Raw genomic sequence first — 18565 nt, forward strand, 5'->3', positions numbered from 1 at the left:
GAGGGGCCGGCCGCATGGTTATCGATTACTGGCCCTGGCTGACCAGGGCTTCTACAGGCTCAATAGTATCCTGTCGCACCGTGGCACCGAACTGCTTGATCATCTGCTGGATCAACGGATCCTGCTCAATCGACAGCACGGCGTCCTGCTGGCGCTCGGCACGCTTGCGCGAGGCCGCCTGGGCCGGGGTTTCCTGCTCGGGGCGGATCAGTTCGATCCGCAGGTTCAAGGTGCGCCCCAGATGCTGGTTGAGCGCCTCGTTCAACCGGCGTTGCTGGGTGGCATTGAACAGCGCACCCTGGCCAGGGTCCAGGTGCAGCAGCCAGTCGTCACCGTCGACAGCCATGAGCGTACAGTTTGCAGCGATGTTGCCTGTCATCCCGGACACAGGCAACTGTGGGAACAATTCCAGCCATTGCAGGGCCAGGCCGGTCGCCGGCCGGGCAGCTGGCAGCGGCTCGGGTGCGACTGCCGGGGTATCTTCCTGAACGTGTTCCGCCAGCTCGTGCAGGTAGCTGAAGCCTACCGGGTCACTTTCGCCTCCGTAATAGTCCTCATCCATCGGCGGCTCGTCGTCACGCTCCATACCCGCCGAAGCGTAGGCGGATGGGTCGAACGGTGGCTCGTCGTACGAGGGCTGGGCGTTTTGCGCGGCAACTACCGGGGCTGGGGCCGGTGCGGCGACGGGCGCGGGCGGCGCAGCGGGCTCTTCCCAGGGTAGATCGATGACCTCCTCGACCGCCGGCGGCTCAGGCGCTACAACCTCAGGCTCAGGTTCAGGAGCCGGCTCCACGACCGGCGCGACTTCGGCCTGCGGGGCCGACGCCACGGGCGCAGGTTGCGCCGGCGCTACGGCAGGCGCCGCGACAGCAACGGCTGGCGCTGCCACCGTGGTTGCCGGATCAGCTGTGGCCTGGCTGATCCCCACTGGCTTTAGCACCGGCTTCGGCGCGTCGTCGCTATCTGCCGGGCGGAACGCCAGCATGCGTAGCAGGACCATTTCGAAACCGCCCCGCGGGTCCGGCGCCAACGGCAGGTCGCGACGGCCGATCAGGCCCATCTGATAGTAGAACTGCACATCTTCGGCCGGCAACGCCGAGGCCAGTGCCAGCACCCGCTCGCGATCGCCCTGGCCGTTATCCACCGCCTCGGGCAGCGCCTGGGCGATGGCAACGCGGTGCAGCACATTGAGCATTTCGGCGAGTACGCCGCCCCAGTCCGGCCCCTGCTCGGCAAGGTTGCGTACGGCTTCGAGCAGCGCACGCGCATCACCTTCGAGCAGCGCCTGCAGCACACCATAGACCTGGCCGTGATCGAGGCTGCCGAGCATGGCACGCACATCGGCCGCCAGCACCTTGCCTTCGCCAAAGGCAATGGCCTGGTCAGTCAGGCTCATGGCATCACGCATCGAGCCGTCGGCAGCACGGCCGAGCAACCACAGGGCATCTGGCTCGAACGGCACGTTCTCGGCCTGCAGCACATGGCTCAGGTGCTCGACCACCCGCTCCGGGCTCATGTTCTTCAACGAGAACTGCAGGCAGCGCGACAGAATGGTCGCAGGCAACTTCTGCGGGTCGGTGGTGGCAAGGATGAACTTGACGTAGGGCGGCGGCTCTTCCAGCGTCTTGAGCAAGGCGTTGAACGAGTGGGTGGAGAGCATGTGCACTTCGTCGATCAGGTAGACCTTGAAGCGACCACGGCTTGGCGCGTACTGCACGTTATCGAGCAGTTCGCGGGTATCTTCGACCTTGGTGCGGCTCGCGGCGTCGATCTCGATCAGGTCGACGAAGCGGCCCTCGTCGATCTCCCGGCATACCGAACACGTGCCGCAGGGCGTGGACGTGATACCGGTCTCGCAGTTGAGGCATTTGGCTATGATTCGTGCAATGGTGGTCTTGCCCACGCCCCGCGTGCCGGTGAACAGATAGGCGTGGTGCAGACGCTGGTTGTCCAAGGCATTGATCAAGGCCTTGAGCACATGGGCCTGGCCGACCATTTCGCGGAACGAGCGCGGACGCCATTTACGTGCAAGAACCTGATAACTCATCGAAAAACCATCGTAGCCTGATCGAGCGGAAGATCGCTAATGCTAGCGGAGCGGGGGCAAAATTGCACCCTGCGCGGCTCGTCTAAGCTAAGCACCTGGCGCACTGTTCAAGGAGGATATGCATTGCGACGACTGCTGGCTCTGCTCATGCTCTGGACCACGCACAGCCTGGCGGACTTGCCGGTGCTGCGTTTTTCCGTGGCCGAGAGCTGGAGTATGCCGTTGGTGCGGATCGAAGGCGACAAGCCGGTGGAGGGCCTGGTATTCGACCTGATCCAGGCATTGGCCCGGGAGGCCGGCGTGCGCCCCGAGTACCACGTGCTGGCCCGCTTGCGCATGCAACAGGCGATGGACGCGGGCGACATCGATGTGCGCTGCTATGTAAGCAGCCAGTGGTTCAATGATCGACCGGGCAATTTCGTCTGGAGCATACCGCTGATTCATCAACGCGATGTGCTGGTCGGGCGCCCGGGCGACGCCGCCCCTGCCCGCCCCGAACAACTGCCGCCCCAGGCGATCGGCACGGTGCTGGGCTATGCCTACGGCACGCTGGAGCCATTGTTTGCCCAAGGGCGCCTGCAGCGGGAGGACAGCCGCAGCCAGCAACTGGCGCTGCAGAAGCTACAGGCTGGCCGGTATCAGCATGCGGTGAGCAATGAGCTGTCGGTGGCATGGTTCAACCAGGGCTTACCGGCCGGGCAGCGGCTGCAGGTGCAGGCAGTGCTGGAGGAACAGGCGCTGGGGTGCATGGTGAGGGATGATCCGGCGATACCGACCCAGGGGGTTTTACGGGCACTGGTACGGATGAAGGAGTCCGGGGAGATTGAGCGGATTGTGCGGCGGTATGGGGCGACAGGGTATTCAGGGGAAATTTCGGCGGTCCAGCCTTGAGTTTAGCCCGGACCGCTGGGCGCCTGCCTGGATAGAGCATCTGGGCCTCCAGGTGCCCGCCACAAAAGCTTCAGTGCCTGTGAGATCGAGCGCCGCCCGCGCGGCGCATCGCGGGCAAGCCCGCTCCCACATCTGTTTCGGGCCAGTCTCTCCTGTGCCGCCAACAGGGACCGCCTTGTTGGCATGGCGATGCATCTCGGTTGACGCTGATGCCGCTTCACCTATTTCCAGTCATGCGCATAACTGCTTATCATCGGTCTCCAGTTATGAACCAAGGCGGATCCTGTTGGCGGCACAGGAGTAACTGGCCCGAAACAGATGTGGGAGCGGGCTTGCCCGCGATGCGCCGCGCGGGCGGCGCTCGATCTCACAGGCACTGAAGCTTTTGTGGCGGGCACATAGCGGCCCTGACGCGAAAGCCCGCCAAGCACTTGCCAGCCCTCACACGATCACTTCCGCTCCAAAGCCGCCACCAGCGCATCCGCCTGCCCACAGGCAATCTGCATCGCTCGCAGCCCATGCTGGAGCAACTGTCGCGCCTCCTCACCCTCGATCCGTTCAAGCGCCCGGCGGCTATCGCTGTCGGCGAACATCAAATAATGGGAAACATTCATCAGCCCATATTCCATCGGAACGATTGCCTGGTTTCAGGTCAAGGGCCTGGGCGCGAGATTCACTTTGACCTTGATAGTTGCCGGCACATCGATCATGCGACACCTGTAGCCCAGTGATACCGAGGGGGATGAATCTGGATGCCGGGCCGAATGCAATTCTCCGACCCCGGAAATGGAGGCGGCCCCACCAGCCACACCCCGGCACTCGATGTTCCCGCTATGGCTGCTCCCTTCCGGGCTATGCCTAGGTCGCATGCAAGCATGCTGGTAATCAATGCAGACCTTATGGGGCAAGGGTTTCAGGCTGATGAGGCAATCAGAGTTCTACCGGTACGCACACCCAGCATGGGTGCTCAAAACTTGGGGTGTAGCCAGCACTGTCACACTTTGGTGTCACACCCATGGCCTACATCATCAAGCGCGGGGCGTGTTGCCGCTGACCGAAAAATGACCCAGTTTCGCACATTGTGCTGCCTGAGCATGATGAGGAAATGACCTTAACTCAATTGACAACTGCCGAACCCTCTCGTCGTTCGGCCCCAGAATTTGACCACTACACCTTTGGTATAGTTCCAAAGCAAGAATGACTTCATCCCGCGTCCAACTAGGATTACCATGCCCCTTAGTTACTGCCACACAAACCCCTCTCAGCCTGAACACAAAAAATAAAGCGAAAAACCTCTTAAGACAAACCCCGCCAGAAGAATATAAAGCCACCTTAGGAGTGCGCTTATCAAAAGATGCAAAACTCTAGTTAATAGCCATACTCAAAAAAGAACAAAAACGAGCGAGAAAACAAAAATTATACAAATAGCAACCCCAGAAAACCGCTACAAGCAAACAACAGAAAGCAAGAAGTAAGAAGCAAGAAGCAAGAAGCAAGAAGCAAGAAGCAAGAAGCGTGCTGAGCAACCCCGCGAAACAATAAGGCCACCCAGCACAATTTATCAATTCATACGAAAGGTCGAATAATCAAATAGCAACTCATTCAACACCTTTGATTGCCTCAGATCGAATACGGGCACCCGTAGTACTCTCGATAATTTTATCTCTCAAATTATCAAGGCGATCCTTTTTATTGATAGCGATATCAAGAAAGCGAGCAATCTGCTCTAATGGCTTCTTCGTTGAGAAGCTATCATCAAGATAAGCAGCCGCATCCTCTCTGCTGGCACAGTGAGTTAGCTTATCTATAATTGATGAAATATTCTCCAAGACATCAGGACCAGCTTCTTCCTTTGCCCGACGACGAGTAATTTTAATCTCAACATCGTATGCCGGATCAACAAGCTTACTCAAATCCTCCGACGTGAGCCGAAGTAAAGCGGAGGACAGCCGCCGCATAGCGATACCAATTGCTGATGAATGCTCGCTCATACCTCCTCCAGTAACTCTTCGAACTCGTTAACAAACTCTTCAATTTCTGTAACGATGTCTGAATGCGTTCCGCTAGAGTAGTAGTTTAGCACCACCGGAACAAGAGCCTGCGGCGCATCCGCAAAGATAGTCTTATTCTCCCTAAAATAATTAGACAGCGTAGGCACACCAAGACGTTTAGTTTGGGCAATAAACTGTCTCTGCGCAGCAATAGGCATTCCACTGGTAATCTGAATCATAGTGAATATCACACCAAGCACTTGAGGCGAAATAGAATCAGTCGCCTCATCAAGCGCCGCATACTCATTGAACTCTTTAACCAACTCCTTTACGCTACGCTGAAGGTAGTCAATCCCTAAAGTGGACAAGTAATCAGGCTTAGCCGGAATAAGAATCTGCTCACTTGCTACAATCGCGTTCTTTGTGACGATATTAAAGTTAGGAGGGCAGTCAATCAGCACAACATCATAATCCCCTCGCCCAGCAAGGTCAGAGATTGCCTCCCTCAATTTGCCATGAACCTTAATATAGTTCTTCTTAGCCTGCGTCATATTCACGCCACCAAGAAGAGTTGCAAGCTCCAAGTCAACGTTAATCAAGCCAAGATGGGAGCAAACAAGATCAATCCGACCACCATTTTTCCCCACTATAGCGTTGACCGCTGGAGGCCGGATAACAAAATCAGATAGAGGCGGAGGTTCCTTCCCAAGACTTATAGCATCAAACCAAGACTTAATAGTCTTATCCGCTTTGTATTTCGTATCCCACTGGTCAGGCGTGACAAATGAGAATGTCAGACTAGCCTGTGCATCAGTATCTATCAGGAGTACTTTCTGTCCACGCCACGCGAGCTCACTAGCGAGATTAGCAGTAACAGTTGTCTTCCCCACTCCGCCTTTGTAATTAATTACTGAGACTATGTGCATCCTTGACCTTCCTCAATACACCAATGAAATCTGCAACCCTTAAAGCGAGCACTTAATACAGCCTAAACTTTTTAGAGCGATATTAAGCAGCACGCACCTGAACGATTATCACCGTCGTAAGGAGGCTAAAGCTCCCAACCGGCCTCGTCGCCCAATAGTAGCGCATCGCCACTTCAACAGGTTGGAAAATTGCCCGATCGATTAGCGGAAGACGAAAAGCATGACCCCATCATCAGTGAGTGACACCGATCAAAGAGGCGGAAAAAGATTGGCGATAAAGGCGCAGACGATTAGCATGCAACAGAGTCCACCACCTAGGTGTACCTAAACGCTGTCACACTTCGAGATTTTTGAGAGAGAAATCCTTGAGAATTCAAGGACTTGCGTAATGGAGGCGGCCCCACCAGCCACACCCCGGCACTCGATGTTCCCGCTATGGCTGCTCCCTTCCGGGCCTGACCAGGTTAACGGGTAATCAATGCGGGGGGACCGATGGGGCCACCACTACGCGACTCGCCAAGCAGCGAGCCGCGCCATTGTACCGGTCTGGGGCGAAGATACAACCTCTAGGGCGAGAAAAAGTCATCATTTCTCAATGACTTGACTGGATTGAGGCTGACCGGGACCTAGCACAGCACTCGTGCAGGAGCCGCCTTGTGTCGCGACAGGGGGCGCGAAGCGGCCCCAGATCTTCAGAACACTTCGCAAACGCCGGGCTGCTTTGCAGCCCTTTCGCGACACAAGGCCGCTCCTACAGGGACCGCAGAACGTCAGACGGTGATGCCCTGCTCCGCCAGGAAGGCAACGAACGCCTCTTCATCCAGCACCTTCACCCCCAGCTCACTGGCCTTGGCCAGCTTGGAACCCGCGCCAGGTCCAGCCACCACGCAGTGGGTCTTGCCAGACACCGAGCCGGCCACCTTGGCGCCCAGGCCTTCCAGCTTCTCCTTGACGATGTCGCGACTGAAGCGCTCCAGGGAACCTGTCAGCACCCACGTCTGGCCAGCTAGCGGCAGGCCTTCGGCCACCTTCTTCTCGCTGCTCCAGTGCATGCCAAAGGCCAACAGCTGGGCCTCGATATCACGGGCCAGCTTCTGGTTGGCTTCATCCTTGAAGAACTCGCGCACCGCTTCGGCCTGTTTCGCCGCCAGGGCCTGCCGCAGGTCGATGCCGTCAGCGGCGATGATCTTGTCCAGGCTATCGAGTTTGGCCACCAGCTTCTCGGCACCGGTCGGGCCGACCGAAGCGATATCCAGCTTGGCGATCATGCCGGCGAGGGTGGTGCTGGCGGCGAACTCGGCAGCCAGCTCGCCTTCATCCTGCAGCTGCATGCCGCAGGCCAACAACTGCTCGATGACCTTGCGGTTGTGTTCGTCTTCGAAAAAATTGTGGATCTCATGGGCGACTTCCAGGCCGATATCCGGCAGATAAGTCAGCACCTGTGGCAGCGCCTGCTGCACACGTTCGAGGCTGCCCAGCGAGCGCGCCAGGACCTTGGCGGTTTCCTCGCCGACATCCGGAATGCCCAGGGCGTAGATGAAGCGCGCCAGGCTCGGGCGCTTGCTGGCTTCGATGGCGTCCAGCAGCTTCTTGCTGGAGACCTCGGCAAAGCCCTCGAGGCCGACGATCTGATCGAATTCCAGCCTGTACAAGTCTGCCGGCGAGCTGATCAGGCCTTCATCCACCAGCAGCTCGACGCTTTTCTCGCCCAGGCCATCGATGTCCATGGCGCGGCGCGAAACGTAATGAATGATCGCCTGCTTGAGCTGGGCGGCGCAGGCCAGGCGGCCGACGCAGCGATATACCGCACCTTCACTGGTGGTTTCCTTGCCCTTGCTGCGCTTGACCAGCTGAGTGCGCTCGACCTGCGAGCCACAGACCGGGCATTCGCTCGGCACCTGTACCGGGCGCGCATCTTCCGGACGGCGCTCGAGCACCACCTGCATGACCTGCGGGATCACGTCACCGGCACGGCGGATGATCACCGTGTCACCGATGCGCAGCCCCAGGCGGGCAATTTCGTCCATGTTGTGCAGGGTGGCGTTGGACACCGTCACACCGGCTACCTTGACCGGTTTCAGGCGCGCCACGGGCGTGACCGCGCCGGTACGGCCGACCTGGAACTCGACGTCGAGCACTTCGGTGAGCTCTTCCATGGCCGGGAACTTGTGGGCGATGGCCCAGCGTGGCTCACGCGCGCGGAAGCCCAGCTCGCGCTGGGCAGCCAGGCTGTTGACCTTGAATACCACGCCGTCGATTTCGTACGGCAGGCTGTTGCGGCGCTCGCCGATGTCGCGGTAGTAGGCCAGGCATTCTTCGATACCGGCCGCATGCCTGAGCTCGCGGCTGATCGGCAGGCCCCACTGCTTGAGCTGTTCAAGGATGGCGATGTGGCTCTCGCCGATGCTCGCAGAAACCTGCCCGACGCCGTAGCAGCAGAACTCCAGCGGGCGCCCGGCAGTGATTTTCGAATCGAGCTGGCGCAGGCTGCCGGCAGCGGCGTTGCGCGGGTTGGCGAAGGTCTTGCCGCCAGCTTGCGCCTGGGCAGCATTGAGGCGGTCGAAGCCAGCCTTGCTCATGTATACCTCGCCACGCACTTCGAGCACGGAAGGCCAGCCCTTGCCCTGCAGCCTGAGCGGAATGTTGCGCACGGTGCGCACGTTGGCGCTGATGTCCTCGCCGGTGGTGCCGTCACCACGGGTGGCACCCTGCACCAACTGGCCGTCACGGTAGAGCAGGCTCACCGCCAGGCCATCGAGCTTCGGCTCGCAACTGAAGTCCACCGTGCCGGGCCGGTCGAGCCCGTCCACCACGCGGCGACCGAACTCGCGCAGGTCGGCCTCTTCGAAAGCATTACCGAGGCTGAGCATCGGCACTTCGTGACGAACCTGGCTGAAGGCAGCCAGGGCGGCGCCACCGACACGTTGGGTAGGCGAGTCAGGGGTTACCAGATGCGGGTGCTCGGCCTCGAGCGCCTTGAGCTCATTGAACAGGCGGTCGTACTCGGCATCGGGCACGCTCGGCTCGTCGAGCACGTAGTAGCGATAGTTGTGCTGGTCCAGCTCGGCGCGCAGTTCGTGGATTCGGGTTTCGGCGGTCATTTTCAGGTTCTCTTGCAAAGCAAAAGAGCAGCCCAGGGCTGCTCTTGCACTTGAAACAGGGTGGGCGAGACCGAGGCCAGGCCTGCCCACTTGGGCATATCAGCGCTTCTGGGTCAGCGCACGGCGCTCGAATTCGACGATGCGCTGGCGGTAGTGCTCGATGGTCTGGGCGGTCAGCACGCTGCGCTGGTCGTCCTTCAGTTCGCCGTTGAGCTCGTGGGCCAGCTTGCGCGCTGCCGCCACCATCACGTCGAAGGCTTGCTTCGGATGACGCGGGCCTGGCAGGCCGAGGAAGAAGCTCACCGCACGGGTGCTGAAATGGTCGATGTCGTCCAGGTCGAAGATGCCCGGCTTGACCGCGTTGGCCATGGAGAACAGGACTTCACCATGACCGGCCATGCTTTCGTGACGATGGAAGATATCCATTTCGCCAAAACGCAGGCCGCTTTCAAGGATGTTCTGCAGCAGGGCCGGGCCTTTGAAACCACCTTCGTCGCGGGAAATCACGCTGATCACCAGCACTTCCTCGACCGGTGGCAGCTCCTTGGCTGCGTTGCCGGTGGCAGCGAAACCGTTGTTGCGGCTGGTGTCGGCGGCGAGATCTTCGTCGGCATCGGCGAACAGGTCGGGCTCGCGAGGTTCGGCGGCCAGGTTCAAGTCACCCTGCTGCTGCGCTTCTGTCACACGTTTGCCGCGCTTGCTGGCCTTGGCCGGCTTGGGCTCACGCTCACGCTCGCGTGCTGGCGCACTGACCGAAGGCAGGTCGGTTTCGTCCAGTTCAGGCTCCTTCTGGGTCTCCAGCACCCGCGACGGGCCGAGCACTTCGGCGCTGCCTTCTTCGTCCGGCAGGTTGGAATAACTGCGATCCAGACGGAATTTCAGCTTGCCTTTTCCGCCGCGCATGCGGCGCCAGCCGTCGAAAAGAATACCGGCGATGACAATGACGCCGATGACGATCAGCCACTCGCGCAGACCGATTTCCATGTAATCCCGTGCCTCTATAAAAATATGCTTGAAAACAAAGGGTTCAAAGCCCTTTAACACGTGGCGCCAACTCTATGTTCTGACAGGCGTTTTACCCACGCAAAAAACGAGTGACATTAAGCTAGCACGACCAAAGGCAACTTTACACCGTCTGTCGCACATGACAGGGGCATTTGCCTACAGTTTTCGCCCTATCTTCGCTCATCAGGCGTCCACCATGGCCAGCGCCTCCTCCACATCAACTGCAACAAGACGTGAGCAACCGGGCTCGTGCATGGTCACCCCCATCAATTGATCCGCCATCTCCATGGCAATCTTGTTATGGGTGATGTAGATGAACTGCACGCTTTCACTCATTTCCTTGACCAGGCGGGCGTACCGCCCGACGTTGGCATCGTCCAGCGGCGCATCGACCTCGTCGAGCATGCAGAACGGTGCGGGGTTCAACTTGAAGATGGCAAACACCAGCGCCAATGCGGTCAATGCCTTCTCGCCGCCGGACAGCAGATGGATGGTGCTGTTCTTCTTGCCCGGCGGGCGCGCCATGATCGTCACCCCTGTATCGAGTAGATCTTCGCCCGTCAGTTCCAGATAAGCGCTGCCACCACCGAAAACTTTTGGAAAAAGTGCCTGTAATCCGGCATTTATCTGATCAAAGGTATCCTTGAAGCGGTTGCGGGTTTCCTTGTCGATCTTGCGGATGACGTTTTCCAGGGTGTCCAGGGCCTCGACCAGATCGGCGTCCTGGGCGTCGAGGTAACGCTTGCGCTCGGACTGCTGCTCGTACTCCTCGATGGCCGCCAGGTTGATTGCACCCAGGCGCTGGATGCGGCCTTCCATCTGCTCCAGTTCCTGCTCGGTGCCCTGCTCGCTGGCATCGGCCTCGACAGTGGCGAGCACACCCTGCAAATCGTAGCCGTCGGCCAGCAATTGTTCCTGCAAGGTCTTGCGGCGAATGTCCAGGCCCTGGTTTTCCAGGCGCATCTGCTCCAGTTGGCCGCGCAGCAACTGGGCTTGCTGCTCGGCCTGGGTGCGGCGCTTTTCGGCATCGCGCAGTGCGCGGTCGGCTTCATCCATGTGCAGGCGCGCCAGGCGCATTTCCTCATCGACGCTCATGCGTCGCTCCAGCAGCTCCTCGAGCTTCAGGCGCAGTTCTTCGAGCGGCGCCTCACCTTCTTCGAGGTTCAGGCTCAGCTGCTCCTGGCGCTCGCTCAGGCGCGCAGCTTGTTGCTCCAGGCGCTCCAGGGCCTGGCGGGTGGAGTCGTGCTGAGCGCGCAGCGAGCCCAGGCGCACGGCCAGCTGATGGGCGTGGTCCTTGTGTTGACGAGCTTCCTGGCGGATACGATCAAGGCCTTCGCGCAGGGTGTCACGGCGCGCCATCAGCTGTTCGCGCTGCTCGGTGTCCTGAGCCATCAGGTCCAGTGCTTCCTGCAGCACCAGGCGCGCCTCGCCCAACTGTTCTTGTTCCAGGGCACGCTGCTCCTGAAGCTCAATCAGCTCTTCCTGCAGGCGGCGACGGCGCAGCTCTACCTGCTCGGCGCGCGCACGGCCGGCAGAAAGGCTGGCCTTGAGCTCACCGTGCTGGCGGCTTTCTTCCTGGCTGCGCCGGCGCAGCTGCTCACGCTGCTCTTCCAGGCCCAGCTGCTGCTCGCGGGCGGCCTCAAGCTGCTGCTCCAGCTGCTCCAGCGCGGCCTCAAGCTCCAGTTGCTGCTGCCCAAGGCGTTCGATTTCCTGGCCACGGGCCAGCACCCCTCCCTGCGCCTCGCCACCGCGGCTGACGCGCAGGAAATGGTGGCCAACCCAGTAGCCATCGCGGCTGACCAGGCTCTGCCCTTCGCCCAGTGCGGCGCGCCGCGCCAAGGCCTCGGCGAGGTCTTCGACCGGCTGCACCCGGCCCAGCCACGGACTCAGATCGGTACTCCCCTCGACCTTGTCGAGCAAGCTGCCGGGGTGACGCTCTCGACCATCAGCCGCCAGCAACAGGCGTAGCTCGCCCTGCTCCAGGCCGGCGAAGTCCAGCCCGGCAAAATCGTCCAGCAGCACAGCCTGCAAGTCGGCACCCAGCACGGTTTCCACTGCCAGCTCCCAACCCGGCTCCACGCGCAGTCCCTCAGCCAGGCGCGGGCGTTGCTGCAGGCCTTGCTCGCGCAACCAGTCGGCGGCACCGCCCCCCGGCTCCAGCGCGGCCTGCTGCAGCGCCTCCAACGAGGCCAGGCGACCGCCGAGGCGCTGCAGGTCGCCCTGCTGCTGTTGCTGGGCACTGGTCGCCTGCTGCAGTTGCTCACGCACGCTTTCCAGGCGCTCGACCACCTGCCCCTCCGATGACTGCAACTCTTCCATCAGCATCTCGCTGCTGGCCAGTTGCTCGGAGAGTTCGAGCAGGGAGGCATCCTGTGGTTGCGCCTCCAACTGCTCGCCCTCCTCGACCAGCTTGCGCTGGCGCTCGGCAATGCGTTCCAGGCTGGCCTCCAGCTGCAGCAGGCGCGCCTGCTGCACCTCGGCCTGGCGCCGCGGCTCGGCAGAGCGGGTATTGAAACTGTCCCATTGCTCTTGCCAGCCGTGCATGCCCAGCTCGGCCTCTTCGAGGGTGGCGGCAGCCTCTTCAGCGGCGGCCAGGGTCAACGCCTGCTCCGGTTCGAGCATGGCCAGCTCTTCACCCAGGGTGGCCAGCAGCGTGCGGTCATGACCCAGGTGCGACTCGGTTTCCTGGCGCGTGCGCTCGGCTTCCATGAGGTCGTCCTGCAACTGGCGCAGGCGCTGCTGACCGTGCTGGATACTCTGCTCTACCCGAGCGATGTCACCCGCCACCGAATAGAAGCGGCCCTGCACCTGGTTGAAGCGCTCGGACAATTCATGATGGCCGTCGCGCAGCCGCTCGATGCTGGCATCGGCATTGCGCTGCTCGGCAACCAGCGCCTCATGAGCGATATCCTGATCGCCGATCACGGTCTCGCGCTGGCGCACACGCTCGTCCAGGTCACGCCAGCGCAAGGCCGACAGGCGCGCCTTGAGCTGGCGTTCCTGGGCCTTGTATTCGCGATACTTCTCGGCGGCCTGGGCCTGGCGGTGCAGGCGCTCGAGCTGGCGCTCCAGCTCTTCGCGCAGGTCGGTCAGACGCGCCAGGTTCTCCTGGGTGCGGCGGATGCGGCTTTCGGTCTCGCGGCGGCGCTCTTTGTACTTGGAGATGCCGGCCGCCTCTTCGATGAAGTTGCGCAGCTCTTCGGGCTTGGCCTCGATCAGCTTGGAGATCATGCCCTGCTCGATGATCGAGTAGCTGCGCGGCCCCAGGCCGGTGCCGAGGAAAATGTCGGTGATGTCCCGACGGCGGCATTTGGTGCCGTTCAGGTAATAGCTGTTCTGCCCGTCGCGGGTGACCTTGCGGCGGATGGATATTTCGGCATAAGCGGCGTATTCACCCAGCAAGGTGGTTTCGCTGTTGTCGAACACCAGCTCGATACTGGCCTGGCTCACCGGTTTGCGGCTGGTGGAGCCGTTGAAGATGACGTCGGTCATCGACTCGCCACGCAGGTTCTTCGCCGAACTTTCGCCCATCACCCAACGCACCGCGTCGATGATATTGGACTTGCCGCAGCCGTTGGGGCCGACCACGGCCGCCATGTTGCTGGGGAAGTTGACCGTGGTCGGGTCGACGAACGACTTGAACCCGGCCAGGCGAATGCACTTCAGGCGCATCGGTCAGCCTCGGGCCAACGCCGCCAGCACCAGTTCGCAGCTGCGCTGGCCATAGGCGGTGAGCACCTCGCGGATGCGCGGCAGGTCACGCGCCACCACGGCTTCGAGCAGGCGGGCGAACAGGTCGAGGTAGTCGTCCATGCTGGCCTGGCGCTGATCAAGGGCCAGGTAGTAGGCACGGCTCATGGCCGGCTGAAGGTTTTCTACGGTTTCCTGCAGATAGGGGTTGTCAGCAAAAGGATAGGCAGCGCGCATCACCGCGAAGCTCTCGGCGACGAACACCTTGATGTCCTGGCGCTCGCGAGCCTGTTGCAGGCGTTGCTGGATGTCCAGAAACGGGCGCAGGTCGGCTTCCAGGCGCCATTGCTGGGCAACAGCGTTGCCCAGCAAGATGTAGAACTCGCCCATCAAGGTGCACAGGCTGCGCACGCTGCGCTCGTCCAGCTCAGTGACATGAGCACCACGTCGCGGCAGGATCGCCACCAGATGGCGACGTTCGAGGATCAACAACGCTTCGCGCACCGAACCGCGGCTGACGCTCAGGGCCTGGGTGACCTTCTGCTCCTGGATACGCTCACCCGGCGCAAGTTCGCCGCGGATGATGCGTTCGGCCAGGTAGTCGGCAATCTGCTCGGAGAGGCTGTCCGGCGCCTTGAACGTCATGGTTTTCCTTCAAAATCATTGAACTGGGCACAAGGGAGCGATTGTAGCGCACTTGCCCAGCGCACGCGCAGAGGGGCGCGGCGCTTTATTTACCCTGCCAAACCGTCAGCCACACGGCGCGATCTATGCTTGTGATATGGGCGCTGCGTTCGGCTGGGCGTTGACATACGCAATTTCCTGACCTTTGAGTCAGAAAAATATTGACCACTGCGACAGGTCTGCTTATTGTCCGCTCAACAACAATAAAACCATTGCGAGGCCATCCCCGTGATCCAGTTTCTCGTCAACCAGGAGCTGCGTAGTGAGCATGCCCTGGACCCGAACATGACGGTGCTGCAGTACCTGCGTGAGCACCTGGGCAAACCCGGCACCAAGGAGGGCTGCGCCAGTGGCGACTGCGGCGCCTGCACCGTGGTGGTCGGCGAGCTTGTCCAGGATGAACAGGGCGAGGACAGCCTGCGCTACCGCAGCCTGAACTCCTGCCTGACGTTCGTTTCCTCCTTGCACGGCAAGCAACTGATCAGCGTCGAAGGCCTCAAGCACAAGGGCCAACTGCACAGCGTGCAGCAGGCCATGGCCGATTGCCATGGCTCGCAATGCGGCTTCTGCACCCCTGGTTTCGTCATGTCGCTGTTCGCCCTACAGAAGAACAGCCAGGGCGCCAACCGGCATCAGGCCCAGGAAGCCCTGGCCGGCAACCTGTGTCGCTGCACCGGCTATCGGCCGATCCTCGACGCCGCCGAGCAAAGCTGCCGCCAGCCCTGCCGCGACCAATTCGACGCCCAGCAAGAGCAGACCATCGCCCGTCTCAAGGCGATTGCGCCTACCCAGACCGGCGAACTCAACAGTGGCGACAAGCGCTGCCTGGTGCCGCTGACCGTGGCCGACCTGGCCGACCTGTACAGCTCGCACCCGGAAGCCCGCCTGCTGGCCGGGGGTACCGACCTGGCGCTGGAGGTCACCCAGTTCCACAAGACCCTGCCGGTGATGATCTATGTCGGCCACGTCGCCGAACTCAAGCGCATCGACAAGACCGCCAGCCACCTGGAAATCGGTGCCGCGACCCCGCTCACCGACTGCTACGGCGCACTCAACGAGGAATACCCGGACTTCGGCGACCTGCTGCACCGCTTCGCCTCGCTGCAGATTCGCAACCAGGGCACCCTCGGCGGCAACATCGGCAATGCCTCGCCGATCGGCGACTCGCCGCCCCTGCTGATCGCCCTGGATGCGCAGGTGGTGCTGCGCCAGGGCGAGCGCCAGCGGGTCATGCCGCTGGAAGACTACTTCATCGACTACCGCATCACGGCCCGCCAGGACAGTGAATTCATCGAGAAGATCATCGTGCCTCGCGCCAGCAACGAATGGGCCTTCCGTGCCTATAAAGTGTCCAAACGCCTGGACGACGATATTTCCGCCGTATGCGGCGCCTTCAACCTGAGCATCGAAGACGGTGTGGTCAGCGGCGTGCGCATTGCCTTCGGCGGCATGGCGGCCACCCCCAAGCGCGCCCGCGCCTGCGAAGCCGCCCTGCGCGGCAAGCCGTGGAACCAGGCCAGCATCGAGCGTGCCTGCCAGGCCCTGGCTGAAGACTTCACCCCGCTAAGCGACTTCCGCGCCAGCAAGGAATACCGCCTGCTGACCGCGCAGAACCTGTTGCGCAAGTACTTCATCGAACAGCAAACGCCCTACATCGAGACCCGGGTGACCGACTATGTCTAACCATCACGCAGCCAAGAGCCAGGCCGAGATGGCCGAACTGTTCAGCCAGGACCTGACCACCGGGGTCGGCCGCAGCGTCAAGCACGACAGTGCCGACAAGCATGTGTCGGGCGAAGCGCTGTACATCGACGACCGCCTGGAATTCCCCAATCAATTGCACGTCTATGCGCGCACCGCAGACCGTGCCCATGCGCGCATCCTGCGCATCGACACCTCGCCGTGCTTCGCCTTCGAAGGCGTGCGCATCGCCATTACCCACGAAGACATTCCAGGGCTGAAGGACATCGGCCCGGTGGTGGCCGGCGACCCGCTGCTGGCCATCGACAAGGTCGAGTTCTTCGGCCAGCCGGTACTCGCCGTGGCGGCCCGCGATCTCGACACCGCCCGCCGAGCGGCCATGGCCGCCATCGTCGAATACGAAGACCTGGAGCCGGTACTGGATGTGGTCGATGCCTTGCGCAAGAAACACTTCGTGCTCGATAGCCATACCCACCAGCGGGGCGACTCGGCCGCGGCCCTGGCCAGCGCCCCGCACCGCCTGCAAGGCACCCTGCACATCGGCGGCCAGGAGCACTTCTACTTGGAAACCCAGATCTCTTCGGTGATGCCCACCGAGGACGGCGGCATGATTGTCTACTGCTCCACGCAGAACCCCACCGAAGTGCAGAAGCTGGTTGCCGAAGTGCTCGACGTGCCGATGAACAAGGTGGTACTGGACATGCGCCGCATGGGCGGTGGCTTCGGCGGCAAGGAAACCCAGGCGGCAAGCCCGGCCTGCCTGTGCGCGGTGGTCGCGCGCCTGACCGGCCAGCCAACCAAGATGCGCCTGCCCCGGGTCGAAGACATGACCATGACCGGCAAGCGCCACCCGTTCTACGTGGAATACGACGTCGGCTTCGACGACGACGGCCGCCTGCACGGCATCAACCTCGATCTGGCCGGCAATTGCGGCTACTCGCCCGACCTGTCCGGTTCGATCGTCGACCGCGCCATGTTCCACTCCGACAACGCCTACTACCTGGGCGATGCCACCGTGCACGGCCACCGCTGCAAGACCAACACCGCCTCCAACACCGCCTACCGGGGCTTCGGTGGCCCGCAGGGGATGGTCGCCATCGAGCAGGTGATGGACCACATCGCCCGCCACCTCGGCCGCGACCCGCTGGCCGTGCGCAAGGCCAACTATTACGGCAAGACCGAGCGCAACGTCACCCACTACTACCAGACCGTCGAGCACAACATGCTCGAAGAGATGACTGCCGAACTCGAAGCCAGCAGCGACTACGCCGAGCGCCGCGAGTCGATCCGCCGCTTCAATGCCAACAGTCCGGTCCTGAAGAAGGGCCTGGCGCTGACCCCGGTCAAGTTCGGTATTTCCTTCACCGCCACGTTCCTCAACCAGGCCGGTGCGCTGATCCACATCTATACCGACGGCAGCATTCACCTGAACCACGGCGGCACCGAGATGGGCCAGGGCCTTAACACCAAGGTGGCACAGGTGGTGGCGCAAGTGTTCCAGGTCGACTTCAACCGCATCCAGATCACCGCCACCAATACCGACAAGGTACCCAATACCTCGCCAACCGCAGCTTCGAGTGGCGCCGACCTGAATGGCAAGGCCGCCCAGAACGCCGCCGAAATCCTCAAGAAGCGCCTCACCGAATTTGCTGCGCGGCACTACCAGGTGACCGAGGAAGATGTCGAGTTCCGCAACGGCCACGTCCGCGTGCGCGACCAGATCGTCAGCTTCGAGCAACTGGTGCAGCAGGCGTACTTCGCCCAGGTATCGCTGTCGTCCACCGGTTTCTACCGCACGCCGAAGATCTACTACGACCGCAGCCAGGCACGCGGCCGGCCGTTCTACTACTTCGCCTTCGGCGCTGCCTGCGTGGAAGTGATCGTCGACACCCTGACCGGCGAGTACAAGATGCTGCGCGCCGACATCCTGCATGACGTGGGCGACTCGCTGAACCCAGCCATCGACATCGGCCAGGTCGAAGGCGGCTTCATCCAGGGCATGGGCTGGCTGACCACCGAAGAGCTGGTGTGGAACGCCAAGGGCAAGCTGATGACCAACGGCCCTGCCAGCTACAAGATCCCGGCAGTAGCCGACATGCCGCTGGACCTGCGGGTGAAACTGGTCGAAAACCGCAAGAACCCGGAAGACACCGTGTTCCACTCCAAGGCCGTGGGCGAGCCGCCGTTCATGCTCGGCATTGCCGCCTGGTGCGCGCTCAAGGACGCCGTGGCCAGCATTGCCGACTACCGTGTGCAGCCACAGGTGGATGCGCCGGCGACGCCGGAGCGGGTGTTGTGGGGTTGTGAACAGATGCGCAAGGCGGTGGCTGATGCCCATTCAACTGAACAGGAACTGGAAATCGTCACTCAGTAAACCGCAGGACCGCTTTTTTGTGGGAGCGGCCTTGCGTCGCGAAGGGGTCGCGAAGCGGCCCCGGTATGTGTGCTGCAACATAGAGTTTTGGGGCTGCTGCGCAGCCCTTTCGCGACACAAGGCCGCTCCCACACAAAGCGGGCCGTGTTGATCTG

General features: G+C 61.5%; 11 protein-coding genes and 1 other RNA gene. 3 read left to right on the top strand and 9 right to left on the bottom strand.

The features are described from left to right. Positions 1-25: 25 nt before the first annotated feature. Positions 26-2047, bottom strand: coding sequence for a DNA polymerase III subunit gamma/tau (gene dnaX / locus APH33_RS05150; protein ID WP_054884115.1), 2022 nt, complete (start codon positions 2045-2047; stop codon positions 26-28). 123 nt (positions 2048-2170) lie between these two features. Between dnaX and APH33_RS05155 the strand changes: the two genes are divergently transcribed. Then, positions 2171-2938, top strand: coding sequence for an ABC transporter substrate-binding protein (locus APH33_RS05155; RefSeq protein ID WP_054884116.1), 768 nt, complete (start codon positions 2171-2173; stop codon positions 2936-2938). 449 nt (positions 2939-3387) lie between these two features. Here the strand turns inward: APH33_RS05155 and APH33_RS05160 are convergent, their stop codons facing one another. The 8 genes from APH33_RS05160 to APH33_RS05185 all read right to left on the bottom strand — a co-directional run bounded on the left by APH33_RS05160 (position 3388) and on the right by APH33_RS05185 (position 14296). Continuing rightward, a complete protein-coding gene (locus APH33_RS05160; protein WP_256218590.1) occupies positions 3388-3552 on the bottom strand; it encodes a hypothetical protein in 165 nt (54 codons plus the stop codon). Positions 3553-4536: 984 nt separating this feature from the next. Further along, entirely contained in the window at positions 4537-4929 is a 393-nt protein-coding gene (locus APH33_RS27160; protein ID WP_156351894.1) for a hypothetical protein, read from the bottom strand. Beyond that, positions 4926-5855: a ParA family protein gene (locus tag APH33_RS05165; protein WP_054884118.1), complete on the bottom strand. Its 930-nt coding sequence runs from the start codon at positions 5853-5855 to the stop codon at positions 4926-4928. Before APH33_RS05165 ends, APH33_RS27160 begins: the two co-directional genes overlap by 4 nt. A gap of 398 nt (positions 5856-6253) precedes the next feature. Beyond that, positions 6254-6350, bottom strand: an RNA gene (gene ffs / locus APH33_RS26370) — signal recognition particle sRNA small type. Positions 6351-6625: 275 nt separating this feature from the next. Continuing rightward, positions 6626-8956, bottom strand: a complete 2331-nt coding sequence (gene ligA / locus APH33_RS05170) for an NAD-dependent DNA ligase LigA (RefSeq protein WP_054884119.1) — start codon at positions 8954-8956, stop codon at positions 6626-6628. 99 nt (positions 8957-9055) lie between these two features. After that, complete coding sequence (gene zipA, locus APH33_RS05175; protein WP_054884120.1) at positions 9056-9940, bottom strand: cell division protein ZipA; 885 nt, start codon at positions 9938-9940, stop codon at positions 9056-9058. 204 nt (positions 9941-10144) lie between these two features. After that, entirely contained in the window at positions 10145-13633 is a 3489-nt protein-coding gene (gene smc / locus APH33_RS05180; protein WP_054884121.1) for a chromosome segregation protein SMC, read from the bottom strand. 3 nt (positions 13634-13636) lie between these two features. After that, a complete protein-coding gene (locus APH33_RS05185; RefSeq protein ID WP_054884122.1) occupies positions 13637-14296 on the bottom strand; it encodes a GntR family transcriptional regulator in 660 nt (219 codons plus the stop codon). A 267-nt stretch (positions 14297-14563) separates the two neighbouring features. Between APH33_RS05185 and xdhA the strand changes: the two genes are divergently transcribed. Beyond that, positions 14564-16018: a xanthine dehydrogenase small subunit gene (xdhA, locus tag APH33_RS05190; RefSeq protein WP_054884123.1), complete on the top strand. Its 1455-nt coding sequence runs from the start codon at positions 14564-14566 to the stop codon at positions 16016-16018. Beyond that, positions 16011-18410, top strand: a complete 2400-nt coding sequence (gene xdhB / locus APH33_RS05195) for a xanthine dehydrogenase molybdopterin binding subunit (RefSeq protein ID WP_054884124.1) — start codon at positions 16011-16013, stop codon at positions 18408-18410. The genes xdhA and xdhB overlap by 8 nt, the downstream gene beginning before the upstream one ends. Positions 18411-18565 lie beyond the last annotated feature (155 nt).

The sequence above is a fragment of the Pseudomonas sp. NBRC 111130 genome (assembly GCF_001320485.1).
Classification (GTDB): Bacteria; Pseudomonadota; Gammaproteobacteria; order Pseudomonadales; family Pseudomonadaceae; genus Aquipseudomonas; species Aquipseudomonas vlassakiae.

What these genes read in the sequence shown, in the direction of transcription:
- zipA (WP_054884120.1), bottom strand. Translation starts at nt 9,940, where the DNA reads ATGGAAATCGGTCTGCGCGAGTGGCTGATCGTCATCGGCGTCATTGTC.
- APH33_RS05165 (WP_054884118.1), bottom strand. Translation starts at nt 5,855, where the DNA reads ATGCACATAGTCTCAGTAATTAATTACAAAGGCGGAGTGGGGAAGACA.
- APH33_RS05160 (WP_256218590.1), bottom strand. Translation starts at nt 3,552, where the DNA reads ATGAATGTTTCCCATTATTTGATGTTCGCCGACAGCGATAGCCGCCGG.
- xdhB (WP_054884124.1), top strand. Translation starts at nt 16,011, where the DNA reads ATGTCTAACCATCACGCAGCCAAGAGCCAGGCCGAGATGGCCGAACTG.
- dnaX (WP_054884115.1), bottom strand. Translation starts at nt 2,047, where the DNA reads ATGAGTTATCAGGTTCTTGCACGTAAATGGCGTCCGCGCTCGTTCCGC.
- APH33_RS27160 (WP_156351894.1), bottom strand. Translation starts at nt 4,929, where the DNA reads ATGAGCGAGCATTCATCAGCAATTGGTATCGCTATGCGGCGGCTGTCC.
- smc (WP_054884121.1), bottom strand. Translation starts at nt 13,633, where the DNA reads ATGCGCCTGAAGTGCATTCGCCTGGCCGGGTTCAAGTCGTTCGTCGAC.
- ligA (WP_054884119.1), bottom strand. Translation starts at nt 8,956, where the DNA reads ATGACCGCCGAAACCCGAATCCACGAACTGCGCGCCGAGCTGGACCAG.
- APH33_RS05185 (WP_054884122.1), bottom strand. Translation starts at nt 14,296, where the DNA reads ATGACGTTCAAGGCGCCGGACAGCCTCTCCGAGCAGATTGCCGACTAC.